The sequence below is a fragment of the Chromobacterium vaccinii genome (assembly GCF_000971335.1).
GTDB classification, from domain to species: domain Bacteria; phylum Pseudomonadota; class Gammaproteobacteria; order Burkholderiales; family Chromobacteriaceae; genus Chromobacterium; species Chromobacterium vaccinii.
The window spans coordinates 1-11,811 of the sequence record NZ_JZJL01000077.1 but is presented as its reverse complement, the minus strand read 5'-3'; the positions used below and the strand labels follow the sequence as shown (position 1 = coordinate 11,811).

The 11,811-nt window shown below is 66.8% G+C and carries 15 protein-coding genes and 1 CRISPR repeat array; of the genes, 8 read left to right on the top strand and 7 right to left on the bottom strand.

From position 1 onward, the window contains the following. Positions 1-8: 8 nt before the first annotated feature. Positions 9-647: a CRISPR direct-repeat array (repeat unit 29 nt; unit sequence CTGTTCCCCACGTGCGTGGGGATGAACCG). 182 nt (positions 648-829) lie between these two features. From VL52_RS21740 to VL52_RS21720, 5 genes are all read left to right on the top strand, one after another. Then, positions 830-2,104: an MASE1 domain-containing protein gene (locus tag VL52_RS21740; RefSeq protein WP_160298979.1), complete on the top strand. Its 1,275-nt coding sequence runs from the start codon at positions 830-832 to the stop codon at positions 2,102-2,104. Then, positions 2,097-3,575 carry an acyl-CoA-binding protein gene (locus VL52_RS21735; RefSeq protein WP_046158996.1) on the top strand — a complete coding sequence of 493 codons (1,479 nt, stop codon included), beginning with the start codon at positions 2,097-2,099 and terminating at the stop codon, positions 3,573-3,575. The genes VL52_RS21740 and VL52_RS21735 overlap by 8 nt, the downstream gene beginning before the upstream one ends. Positions 3,576-3,772: 197 nt before the next feature. Then, positions 3,773-4,099, top strand: coding sequence for a RebB family R body protein (locus tag VL52_RS21730; protein WP_046158995.1), 327 nt, complete (start codon positions 3,773-3,775; stop codon positions 4,097-4,099). 200 nt (positions 4,100-4,299) lie between these two features. Then, complete coding sequence (locus VL52_RS21725; RefSeq protein WP_046158994.1) at positions 4,300-4,758, top strand: hypothetical protein; 459 nt, start codon at positions 4,300-4,302, stop codon at positions 4,756-4,758. Between the two features lie 2 nt (positions 4,759-4,760). Continuing rightward, positions 4,761-5,069, top strand: a complete 309-nt coding sequence (locus VL52_RS21720) for a hypothetical protein (protein WP_052729463.1) — start codon at positions 4,761-4,763, stop codon at positions 5,067-5,069. Positions 5,070-5,088: 19 nt separating this feature from the next. Here VL52_RS21720 and VL52_RS21715 read toward each other — a convergent pair whose 3' ends face one another. Both VL52_RS21715 and VL52_RS21710 read right to left on the bottom strand, forming a co-directional pair. Then, positions 5,089-5,427: a DnaJ family domain-containing protein gene (locus tag VL52_RS21715; RefSeq protein WP_046158993.1), complete on the bottom strand. Its 339-nt coding sequence runs from the start codon at positions 5,425-5,427 to the stop codon at positions 5,089-5,091. Between the two features lie 50 nt (positions 5,428-5,477). Further along, positions 5,478-6,365 (bottom strand): LysR family transcriptional regulator, encoded by an 888-nt coding sequence (locus VL52_RS21710; protein WP_046158992.1) that lies wholly within the window; start codon positions 6,363-6,365, stop codon positions 5,478-5,480. A 54-nt stretch (positions 6,366-6,419) separates the two neighbouring features. On the opposite strand from VL52_RS21710, the gene VL52_RS25270 reads away from it, so the two are divergent. From VL52_RS25270 to VL52_RS24240, 3 genes are read left to right on the top strand one after another with little or no spacing between them, the layout of a single operon-like run. After that, positions 6,420-6,554 (top strand): DUF2000 family protein, encoded by a 135-nt coding sequence (locus tag VL52_RS25270; RefSeq protein WP_200896080.1) that lies wholly within the window; start codon positions 6,420-6,422, stop codon positions 6,552-6,554. Then, positions 6,555-6,875 (top strand): DUF2000 domain-containing protein, encoded by a 321-nt coding sequence (locus VL52_RS21705; protein ID WP_268753728.1) that lies wholly within the window; start codon positions 6,555-6,557, stop codon positions 6,873-6,875. A 29-nt stretch (positions 6,876-6,904) separates the two neighbouring features. Continuing rightward, a complete protein-coding gene (locus tag VL52_RS24240) occupies positions 6,905-7,324 on the top strand; it encodes a LysE family translocator (RefSeq protein WP_082113887.1) in 420 nt (139 codons plus the stop codon). 297 nt (positions 7,325-7,621) lie between these two features. On the opposite strand, the gene VL52_RS21695 is transcribed toward VL52_RS24240, so the two are convergent. The 5 genes from VL52_RS21695 to VL52_RS21675 form a co-directional block, all read right to left on the bottom strand. Next, positions 7,622-8,314, bottom strand: a complete 693-nt coding sequence (locus VL52_RS21695; RefSeq protein ID WP_046158990.1) for an HAD family hydrolase — start codon at positions 8,312-8,314, stop codon at positions 7,622-7,624. Between the two features lie 65 nt (positions 8,315-8,379). Then, entirely contained in the window at positions 8,380-9,459 is a 1,080-nt protein-coding gene (locus tag VL52_RS21690) for an aldose epimerase family protein (protein WP_046158989.1), read from the bottom strand. Beyond that, entirely contained in the window at positions 9,456-10,427 is a 972-nt protein-coding gene (locus tag VL52_RS21685; RefSeq protein WP_046158988.1) for a substrate-binding domain-containing protein, read from the bottom strand. Before VL52_RS21685 ends, VL52_RS21690 begins: the two co-directional genes overlap by 4 nt. Next, on the bottom strand, positions 10,424-11,116 hold the full coding sequence (locus VL52_RS21680) for an HAD family hydrolase (RefSeq protein WP_046158987.1): 693 nt from the start codon (positions 11,114-11,116) through the stop codon (positions 10,424-10,426). Before VL52_RS21680 ends, VL52_RS21685 begins: the two co-directional genes overlap by 4 nt. Before the next feature lie 24 nt (positions 11,117-11,140). Further along, on the bottom strand, positions 11,141-11,811 hold a 671-nt coding region (locus VL52_RS21675), incomplete at its 5' end, for an MFS transporter (RefSeq protein WP_144410365.1).

Here is an 11,811-nt window from a genome sequence, read left to right as displayed (position 1 = left end):
TGCAGGACCTGTTCCCCACGTGCGTGGGGATGAACCGGATCGGTTCAGCCGCAACGAGCGCGAGCTGCTCTGTTCCCCACGTGCGTGGGGATGAACCGAATCCGAAACGGGTACGTTTCGGCCCTGAATTCTGTTCCCCACGTGCGTGGGGATGAACCGTCTCGCCGCAGCAATGCGAACGCATCATCAAACTGTTCCCCACGTGCGTGGGGATGAACCGACGCTTTATTCGCTTCATTCAATTAAACAGTTCTGTTCCCCACGTGCCTGGGGATGAACCGCGCCGTAACCATTGGCATGGCGATACAGTTTTCTGTTCCCCACGTGCGTGGGGATGAACCGCTTCACGTACTTAACTAACCAGCTTTCTTCGCCTGTTCCCCACGTGCGTGGGGATGAACCGAACCTATCGGTTCTTCGTCATCGGACAAGCCGCTGTTCCCCACGTGCGTGGGGATGAACCGCTCTTGGGCGCAGTTGTCGATACTTCGATCAGCTGTTCCCCACGTGCGTGGGGATGAACCGCGCCTTGTCGCGGTCTGCCAGCAGTACCTTGACTGTTCCCCACGTGCGTGGGGATGAACCGCGTGTTTTGGGATGGATTGAAATGGATGATCCCTGTTCCCCACGTGCGTGGGGATGAACCGTGATGGGATGGGGTTGGGATTACTTGAAAGAGCTATTTCCACTCCCGCAGGGATGCGCTGTTATCTTGCAATCCGTCTATATCTTTCACGCGGGAAGCCGTTTGCCATTCAATTCCGTTCCCTGCTTGCGGCGCTTGGGTGGCGCTTCCTATGCTGCAATGGTTGAAGCTAGAGGAGTCGCCATGCAGCAGTTGAGAACGGGTTTGCTGGTTGCCGCGCTGTTTCTCGCGGTGGCCGTTGTTTCCAGATCGCTGGCCAGTTCCGTCACGGAAACCATGCCGGTTTGGCTGGGCAGCGGGGTGACTTTTTCCGCGCTGCTGATCTCTCCCCGCTGGCGCTGGCCGGCCATTCTTGCCGGCGTGTGGCTGGCGTCGATGATCTGGGGCATGGCGGCGCATGGCCTGAATCCGGTGGGCGCGGCGGCTTTCGCCAGCATCGAGGCGGTCAGCGGCGCCATGGGCTGCTGGGTGGCCAGCCTGGGGCGCAACGATCCGGACACTCCGGCCGGCATGGCTCTGTTCCTGTGCGGTGCGGCGCTGGCGTCCTGCCTGGGCGGCGCGTTGGCCATGGCCTTGTGGCAATGGCAGCGGCCCGGCCTGAACCTGACGCTGGAGGGCGTGGCGTGGGTGTTGTCCACCATGGTGGGCATCCTGCTGCTGACGCCGGTGGTGACCGCGTTTCGGGGCTTTCACCTGCAGCTGTCGGGCGGCATGCCGATGATGCAGTTTCTGGGAGGCGGCGCGGCTTTTCTGCTGTTTCTATGCGCGGTGGCGCTGGTTTTCATCGATCACAGCGGCGAGCGTTACGGCCAGGTGGCCGCCACGCTGGCCTATCTTCCCATGCCTTTCCTGCTGATCGCCGCCGCCTTGTGGGGAGCGCGCGGCGGCGCCGTCGCCCTGTTGCTGGGCGGCTTGCTGATCATTGGGCGAACCGCCCATGGCGGCGGGCCGTTCGCTGTGGCGGAGGGGTTTTCCGGCGAGGCGGTGATCGAGGTGCAGGGCTTCGTGACGATCTGGGCCGCGGTGATGATCGCGGTGAGGGCGCTGTCGGATGGCCGCCGCCAGGCGTTGGTTGATGCCCAGGCCTGGCGCTTGCGCTACGAGCGCATCATGCGCGAGGTGGGCGTGGCGACGGTGGAGTACGACGCGGCCACCGGGCACGCCACCTGGGGCATGGGGGCGGACAAGGTGCTGGGCGAGGACGTCGCGCGCATCTCCAGCCTGGATGAATGGCTGGAGCGGATCGAGCCGGACGAGCGCGGCCTGGTGGAGGCGACGTGGAGCAGCGTGGCCAGCGGCGAGACCTGGGCCAGCGAGCAAAGTTACACCGTGGTGCAGTCGGATGGGGAGCGGCTGCGGGTGCGAGAGCGCCTGGCCTGCGTGCGCGGCGCGGACGACGAAGTGGAAATGGTGGTGGGCATGCTGAGGCCGGAGCCTCTGGAGAACGACAATGGCTGAGCCCGGCGTGTTCCTGATCCATGGCCTGGGCGGCACGCAATACGACCTGGGCTCCATGCACAAGCGGCTGAAGAACGCCGGCTTCGTCACCCATGCGCTGACGCTGCCCGGCCATGGCACGCGGCCGGAGGATTTGTCCGGCGTCAAGATGGAGGCATGGCTGGAGGCGGCGCGCGCCAAGTACCGCGAAATCGTCGGCCAGCATGAGGTGCTGCACGTGATGGGCATGTGCATGGGCGCCTTGCTGGCGCTGGAGGTGGCCAAGCTGGAGCGTCACGCCAAGGGCAGGCTGGTGGCGCTGGCCCCGCCGGTGTACATCGACGGTTGGGCCACGCCCTGGTATCGGGGCCTGCGGCCCTTGTTGTATCGGATTCCCGGACTACCGGAGCGGATGAAGGTGACGGAGGAGGAACCCTACGGCATCAAGAACGAGCAGCTGCGGGCCATCGTCAAGGCCAAGTTCGAGCGCGGCGAGAATTTCCATTACGGCTGGGTGCCGCTGGCCTGCATCCGCGAGGTGGATCGGCTGCGCGCCGCGGTGATTCGGGATTTGGACCAGATCGCCTGCCCGACGCTGGTGGTGCACGCGCGCGAGGACGAGCTGACCAGTCTGCGCTCCGCGCATTTTCTGGTTGAGCGCATCGGCAGCGGCAAGCGGGCCGGCCAGGCGCGCATGGTGGTGCTGGAGGACAGCTACCACATGGTGTGCGTGGACAACGACAGGGAAATCGTCGGCAAGCATGTGCTGGAATTTTTCAATGCCAATGCCGCGGGCGGCTTCGGCATGAATATGGTCGACCCGGCGATGGCGCCGGCGGAGATGGCCGAGCTGCTGGCCTCGGCGCGGCACGCGCTGGAGCAGGGCGACTTCGCCGGACTGTACCGCTTGGGCATTCCGGATTTCGCCTGGCTGCAGCCGGGGCGCAACCGCGGCAGCGGCGCGTTTCCCGGGAGCAAGGGCCTGCGGCGGCTGCGGAAGTGGACGGACGAGGGCGCGAGCTTTTCCGCCTTCGGCGCGGCGGTGATCAATGCCGGCATGGCGGTGCAGCCGGCCACGCTGCTGCATCGCGGCCTAGCCTCGCCCGGGGTGCTGGCTGTGCAGATGCGCAAGGGCAAGCTGTTGGAGGCCAGGTGGTTTCCGGACGATCTGGACGCCGAAGACAGCCATTTCGGCGGCGAGCCGTTGCCGGACGGGCCCAGCGAGCAGGAAAAGGCGTTCGAGGCCGCCGCCGCCTTGTCGCGCACGCTGCGAAAAGCGCCGGACAACGCCACCTTGTTGGCGATGTACGCCCTGTACAAGCAGGGCTCGCAGGGCGACGCCGCGGGAGAGCGGCCTAGCATCATGGACATGGTGGGGCGGGCCAAGCACGACGCCTGGACCGCCAGGCGCGGCATGAGCCGCGAGCAGGCGATGAGCGATTATGTGGCGCTGGTGAACCGCTTGAAAGATGCGGAGAGCCAGGAGGCGTGATCGGATTGTCTTCCCCGCTGGCGGAGAGGGCATCCCAGGACCGCCTCCGGGCTTCTAGATTCCGCGCGGGGGCTTGTGCCGGCGGGTTTGCCAGGACGCGTCGCGGGCTTCCGTTCACCGCGGTAAGTACTGTCACTGATTGAAGCATTCTCCCCCGACTGCCAGTCTGAATCTGCGGACAATGCAGGAGACGCAATATGGCCTTTCCCACCCCAGTCAACAGCCAGATCACCGATGCCGTCACCCAGTCCAACGTCAAGGTGCTGGGCGAATCGCCCGCCATGGCGATGGGCTCGATCTACCAGACGATGGCCCACTCCAGCGGCATTCTGTTCGAGAATGCCGTCTCCTCGCAGCAACAGATGACCACGCTTGCCCAGTCGGTGTCCAACATCGGCGCGATGCAGATCTACAGTGTGGATACCATGGCGGGCGCGGGTTTTGCCGAGCGGGCGAGCCAGCTAGGCGTCGCCGATAATCTGACCAGCTTGTTGACGGTGCTGCAGAGCTTCCGCGATCGATAGCAAGCTTGCGTCCGGCAGCGCGCCGCAGCGGCTGATAATGCTCCTATCTCGTTGTTTATTTGTCAGGAAACGATTGCGGCGCAGATGACTTGTTTCTGATCAAGCCTGGTCTTTTCGGCGTGGGCGACGGCCGCCGCCATTGCCTATATTGGGGCGGCGGCCTGTCCGGGACGGGGCGGCGCAAGCAGAGGAGGCGGAGCATGGACTATCTGTTGTTGTCGCACCCGACTTTCGGCGCGCTGGGCATCATCGCGGCGGTGTGGGTGCTGGTGGAGACCCTGAACGCGTCGGAGGGCAACGCGGCGCGGATCAGGCTGGCGTCGCGGGCGACGGCGTTGTGCATCGGCCTGTCCTGGATATTGGGCGGCTACTGGTATGTCCATTTCTACGGACACGACAAGGCGCTGATCCTGAAAGGCCCGCTGCCCTACGCGCACAATCTGGTGATGGAGACCAAGGAGCATCTGTTCTTCATCGTATTGATCCTGGCGTTTTACCTGCCCATCGCCGCCGCCGGGCGTCTGCATGAGAACGCCGCGGCGCGGCGGATGACGGCGGCGACCGCGGCTTTGCTGGCGCTGACCGCGTTCGCGGTGGAGGGCGGCGGAGCGATCATCAGCTTCGGCGTCAAGGCGGCATTGCTGCAGCATGGAGGCTAGCGATGGACAAGGCTCTGAACCGTTACGCCGGCGGCTTCGCGCTGTCGGCCTGCGTCGCCATTCTGTTCAACACCGCATTGGCCTGGCTGAAGGATAGCCTGCCGGCGTTGAATGGCTGGATGGCGTCGCTGACCGGCCACCACTGGACCACGCACGGATTGTTTGACCTGGCGGTGTTTTTCCTGTTGGGACTGGCCTTCTCCCGCGCAGGCGCGGCGGACAGGCTGGGCGGCGATGTTCCGATGACGCTGCTGGCGGGTTGCACCGTGGCGGCGGGCCTGGGCCTGCTGCTGTGGTTCCTGTTCGTTTAGCCAGCCGCGCGGCGGGGCGTCAGGCGCCGTTGCGCAGACGCTCCAGCTGCAAGGCCAGGTCCAGCGCTTTTTTCTGGATCTGGGCCTGTTTTTCGCGCCAGGCTGGGGTATCCGGCTCCAGCGCGGCGAGTTCCGCCCGCAGGTCGGCCAGTTCCCGTATCGCTTCCACTTCGGCCGGCACGCAGCCGGCGTCTTTCAATATCTTGTACGACATCCTCAGCTCGGCCGGCGTGGCGGCGTAGCCGTCGTTCAGCTCCAGCGGCTTGCCCCATCCCTTCGCGCGTTGCAGCTCGCCGCTTTGTTCGCTGGCGCGGATGCCGGCGGCGATCGCCGCGTCGAGATCGCGTGGACTCTGCATGGCCTACCTCCCTGGACATGGAATGCCGAATTATAACATTGGAATAAGCGTCACAGGCGCACAGGGGCCTCGGTCAGGAAACGGACCAGTCGCAACGTCAGGCTTTCCCGCGCGGCATTGGCCGGCCAGACGGCGTAGACGCCCAGCGCTTCCACCTGATAGTCGGGCAGGACGACGCGCAGCTTTCCCGCGGCCAATTCGTCTTCCACCAGAAACGCTGGCGGCGTGGCCAGGCCGCAGCCGGCGATGGCCAGTTGGCAGGCGGCATCCACGCTGTTGGCGGTGATGCGCGGCTGGATGGCGAAGTCGTGCCGTTGTCCGGCGGCGTCGACCAGGGTTTTGCGTTTGGCTCGCATCCGTATGCCCAGCCAGGGCCAGTCTGCCAGTTCTGCCGGAGAGACGGGCTTGCCGCGCGCGTCCAGCAGGCTGGGCGCGGCCACCAGCAGGCGGGGCATGTCGAACAGGCGGCGGGATTTCAGCGCGCTGTCTTGCAACTCGCCGATGCGGATGGCCAGGTCGATGCCGTCCCGGATCAGATCGCGTTTCTCGTCGCTGTAATCCAATTCGAGCTCCACTTTGGGATGGCATCGGGAGAACGCCGCCAGGCTGGTGGTGAGCGGGCCGCGGGCGAAGAAGGCGGGCAGGCTCAGCCTGAGCGCGCCGGCGGGCTCGGCCGCGCGTCCCGCCAGCTCGTTGAGTCCGGTTTCCGCCGCTTGCAGCATCGCCTGGGCGTGGCCGTAAAGCGCCTGGCCGTCCGGCGTCAGCGACAGCCGCCGGGTGGAGCGATACAGCAAGGCGACGCCCAGCCGGCTTTCCAGCTGCGAGACGTGATGGCTGACCACCGATGGCGCCAGGCCCAGCGCGCGGGCGGCGGCGCGGAAGGAGCCGGTTTCGATGGTCTTGGCAAAGACAGCTAGCGCGCGTAGCTCATCTATCATTGTTCTATTTTTTCAATTATTAAATTCAAATTAATCTTGATTGTAGATCAATTGGTGGCGGCGCATAGTGAGGCGGTGTCTCATCATTGGAAAGAGTCGCTCATGGACGACATTCGTTGCGCCATCATCATCGATCCCGATCTGCCGCCCGGCATCATCGCCAATACCGCCGCCGTGCTGGCGATGTAGCTGGGCAAGCGCCACCCTGAGTTGGTGGGACAGGACCTGCCAGACGCGCGCGGCCTGCCCAGGACGGGCATCACCACGGTGCCGATGTCGGTGTTGGAGGCCGGCGCGGATCAATTGCGCGCATTGCGAGCGGCCGCTTCCAAGGCAGAGTTGACGCTGGTGGAGCTGAGCTGTGCCACGCGCGCCACCCGCAGCTATCAGGAGTACGCGGCGGCACTGGCGCCCACGCCGGAGGAGGCGATCCAGTACCAGGGCCTGGCCCTGTGCGGGCCGGGCAAGCGGGTGCGACAGCTGACCGGCAGCCTGGGCCTGTTGCGCTGAGGAGCGGCGGCATGATCTGAAACTTCATCGTGGCCACAACGTTGGTCACCTTGATGCCGGGGCCGTCGCTGCTGCTGATCGCAGGGGCCTCGGTGCAGCGCGGATGGCGCGCGGGCGCGGCGGTCACGCTGGGCGTGGTGCTGGCGGACGCCATTCTGCTGCTGATGGTGCTAGGTGGTTTGGGGACATTGGCGGAGACTGCGCCGACCGCGCTGTCATGGCTGAAGTGGCTGGGCGCGGCCTATCTGTTGTACCTGGGCGCGACGCAGTTGCGCATGGCGGGAGCAGGAGGGGTTGCCAATGGAAGGGGAGGTTTCCGCCGCGGGTTGGCCACGACGCTGTTGAACCCGAAATCATCGTCTTCCTGGCATTGTCCTTTTCGCAGTTCATCCAGCCGGGCGAGGACGCGGGACGGCAGATGCTATTGCTGGGGCCGTTGTTCCTGCTGACGGTGCTGGCAATATTCCTGTTGTGCGCGGCCGCCGCGCGGTGGTTGGGCAGCATGGCCCAGGGGCAGGGCGGAGCCTGGCTGGAACGGGCCAGCGGGTGCTGCCTGATTGTCTGTGGATTGTATTCCGCCTTCGTTTAGCACGGCTGACAAAACTGTCGGCGCCGCGCCGGCGCGCCTTGAGCGGATGCAAGGTCGGAGTGTGTCGTCCGTTCCCTGTTGCAAGGGTTGAAAAGGGCGGGATGCCTGTTCTGCGGCATACCGATGTTTCACCCGGTGTTCGCGGCGGCTCCCACGCTCAGGTTTGGGATGCGCGGATGTAAGCCTGCTCCAGCCATCGCCATAGCTCTGGAGCGTTGAAGTCGGCGATGACGGCGTCGGCGCCGGCTTCGCGCAGCGCGGCCTCTGGCAGCATGCCGGCGATGGCGAAGGTATGCAGCCCGGCCTGTCTGGCGGCGCGAATGCCGGACGGCGAGTCTTCGAAGGCGCAGGCGCGCTCGGCGCGTCCGCCCAGCCGGGCCAGGCCGGCGAGATAGGGCAGGGGGTGGGGCTTGCCGTAAGCCAGCTCGTCGCCTATCACCAGCGCGTCCACTCGGGAGGCGAGGCCCAGGCGATCCAGCATCAGCTCGGCATTGGCGCGCGGCGCGTTGGTGACGATGGCGATGGCCGCGCCGTTGGCTTGCGCCCAGTCGAACAGCCGCAGCGCGCCCGGCGTGGGCCGCAATCGGCTGGCCGAGGCGCGGAACAGCTTTTCCTTGCGCTCGGCCAGTTCCTGGTGCCGTTCAGGGATGTCCGGCAGCAGCGCCCGCATGATGGCTTCGTTGGTGGAACCGTGGACGTGCCGCAGATAGCTGTCGTGGTCCAGCTCCCGGCCATGTTCGGCCAGTAGCGCGCGGAAGGCGTGAAAGTGGAGTTCGTCGGTGTCGGTCAGGGTGCCGTCCAGATCGAACAGCAGGGTGAAGTCGGCTTGGCGCATGGCGGTTTGTTTCATTGTCCCGCGCTCATGGTAGGCGGCCTGCCGCCGCCGGGCAAGCCGCCGCTTCGCCGCCCGGCGGTTTACGTCTGGCGGGATGGCGCGATGCCCAGTCGGTAGATGGTGGTGCTGCGGTACGGCTGCTCCGGCCGCAAGGCGACGCTGGGGAAGTGGGAGACGTTGGGCGCGTTGGGGAAGTGCTGGGCCTCCAGACAGAAACCGTCTGATTGCCGGTAAGCGCGACCGGACGCGCCATGGTAGCGGCCGGTGAGCACATTGCCGCTGTGCAGCTGCAGGCCGGGCTCGGTGGTGAGCACATCCAGCTGGCGCCCGCTGCCGTCCTCCATCGCCCGAGCGGCCAGCCTGGGATAGGGTCCGGCGCCGTCGCGCGACAGCACGTAGCAATGGTCGTAGCCCCGGCCCAGGCGGATTTGCGCGTCGTCGGAACGTATGTCCCGCCCCAGCGGCTTGGGGTCGCGGAAATCGAACACCGTGTCCTGCACGCCGCGGATCTCGCCGGTGGGAATCAGCTCTTCCGTCACTGGCAGGAAGTGGTCGGCCAAGATGGCCAGCCTGTGGTCCAGCGCGCTGCCGCTGCCTTCGCCCGCCAGGTTGAAATAGGCGTGGTTGGTGGTGTTGAATACGGTGGGCCGGTCGCAGCTCGCTTCGTAGCTGATCACCAGATCGCCCGGCGGTTTCAGCGCGTAGCTGACGGTCAGGATCAGCTTGCCGGGAAAGCCTTGGTCGCCGTCCGGGCTTTCCAGCCGCAGCAGCACTTCGGGCCGGTCGGGGAGGTCGGCCACGGCGGCCACTTGCCACAGGCGGCGGTCGAAGCCTTCCGGTCCGCCGTGTATCGCATGGGGGCCTTCGTTCTGATCCACCTGATGCCACTGGCCGTCAAGCTGGAAGCGGCCGTTTTCGATCCGGTTGGCGTAGCGGCCCATGGTGGCGCCCAGGCGGCCGCCGGCCTGCCGGTAATCGTTCAGCCGGGTGTAGCCCAGCACCACCGAGTCGAAACGGCCGTGCCGGTCAGGGCAGCGCAGCGACTGCAGCGTGGCGCCCCAGGACAGGATGGCGGCGCTGACGCCGTTGCTCAGCGCCAGCTCTATCTTTTCGACGACTTCTCCGCCGGGCAGGATGCCGAATGCGGCGCGGGTGATCATGGGGTGGCCTCCGATTTGGGCGCGCGGACGGCGCGCAGCCGCATCAGCGCGTCGAAGCGTTGCAGAACGGCGGGCCGCTCGCGGCTGGCCCGCTCCGGATTGATGGGAAACAAGGCGGGATCGCGTTCGCCGCGCAGCAATAGCTTGGCGTGATGGCGGAACAGGTCGGCGGCTTCATCTGACATCACCCAGTCCAGCGCCCTTCGCGCCAGCGCTTGCTGCTTGCTGCCGGCGAGGACGCCGTAGACTTCCGCTTCCGCGCCTATCGCGTCCTGGGGCAGAGTCTGGATCAATGCGGGGTTGTCGCTCAGCCGGCGGCGGGCGGCCACCCGCACGGTGATGCCCAGCGCCGCGCCGTTTTGGCCGACGCGGGCCGCCGGCTCCCAGGCCGAGCCGGGGTAGTCGATCACGTTGCGGTCTATCTCCACCATCAGCCGCCAGCCGTCTTCCGGCCCGTAATATTGAAGGATGGTGGTCAAGGCCAGGTAGCCGGCGCCGGAGCGGCGGGGGTCGGGGAATAGCAGCGCCTGGCGAAGCGCCGGCGCGGCCAGATCGGACCAGCGCGTCGGCGGCTCGGCGCCGCGCGCTTGCAATAGCGCGGGATCGGCGACGAAAGCCAGAGAAAAGCCGGTGGGACGGTAGAAACCGTCGGCGTCGCAGCCGCCGGCCGCCGGCGGCGCGATGCGGGCGGCGATGCCGGGACTCTGCGCGGCGGTGTCGGCCCAGCCCAGCACCAGGTCGCCCTCGGGGTCGGACAGCAGAAAGGCGGTCAGGCTGGAGGTGGGCATGCGCCACACTGTGATGGCGACATCGGGCAGCAGGCGGCTCAGCGCTTCGAGGTAGTCGGCCAGCTCATAGGGCTCGAAGGAGCTGTAAGCCACCAGATGCCCGCCCGAGCCGCTGCCAGTGGCGGCTTCGATGCGGACGGCGTCGGCGGGCAGCCCCGCCGGAGGAACGGACGGGTTCATGCGCCGGACTCCTCAGCCTCCGCGCCGAGCTCCAGCGCGTCCAGCCGCCGCCATAGCTCGGCGGCGGTGAAGTCGGCGATCACCTCGTCGGCGCCGGCGTCAAGCAGCGACGCGGCGGGCAGCGAGGTGCCGATGCCGAAGGTATGGATGCCGGCGGCGCTGGCGGCTCGCGCGCCGGACAGCGAGTCCTCGAAGGCCAGCGCGCGCTCGGCGCGTCCACCCAGACGCTGAAGCCCGGTCAGGTAAGGCAGCGGGTCCGGCTTGCCGCGCGGCAGCTCCTCGCCTATCACCAGCGCGTCTATCCTACCTAGCAGCTCCAGCCCGGCCAGCATGCGCTCGGCGTTGATGCGGGGCGCGTTGGTGACGATGGCGATCGGCACGCGGCGGGCTTCCGCCCATTCGAACAGCGCCAGCGCGCCGGGAGTGGGCTCCAGTTTGCCGATGGCGGCGCGGAACAGTTCCTCCTTGCGCTCGGCCAGCCGGCGGTGGGAGTCCAGGGACAGGTCGGGAAACAGCTCGCGCATGATCGCGTCGTTGGGCGCGCCCATGATCCGCTCTTTGTAGATCTGCATGGTGATGCTGCGTTTGTGATCGGCAAGCAGCGTCTGGTAGGCGCCGAAGTGCAGGATATCGGTGTCCACCAGCGTGCCGTCCAGATCGAACAGCAGCGTGAAGTCGGCTTGGCTCATCATTGTTCTCCTTTTGCTCAAGTCTCAGGCTTTGTGCGGCAGCGCATGGCGATAGCCGGCGGCGAGGCAGGCCGCGGCCATCAGCAGGGGCAGAATAACCAGCATGCCGATCGCATTGACGAGGCCGGCCACTTGGCCGATATAGCCCAATGCGATGGGAACCACCAGCAGGGAAACGCCCACCGCCTGGGTGGCCCCCACCGAGATCAGGCCGACGTGGTCGGGCTCCAGCCGGATCGCGTTGCTGATCAGCAGCGGGAAGAAATTGCCCAGACACATGCCGGCCAAGGCCAGCGCGGCGATGGTGGCGGACGGCAGCGTGCTGGCCCACAGCGCGAGAATGGCGCCGCCGCCCAGCAGGATCACCGCCATCAGCATGTTGCGGCCGTCGAACCGGGCCAACAGCCGGCTGGAGACGATGCGGCCGAACACGGTGCCGCCGAAGAAGACCGACATCAGGCTCACCGCCTGCGCCGGCCCCAGGCCCAGCCGGCTTTCCAGGAACTGCGCGCCCCAGAAGCCTATGCCCCATTCCGCGCCGATGCCCAGCAGCACCGAGCCCCAGCACAAGGCCACCGCCAGCGGCACGCCGCCGCGCGAGGGCTTGCTCGACGCGGCTGCCGGCGCCGGACGGCCGGCGGGCGCAGGCAGGGGCAGCACCAGCGCCAGGGCCAGCGCGGCTGCCAGCAGCGTCC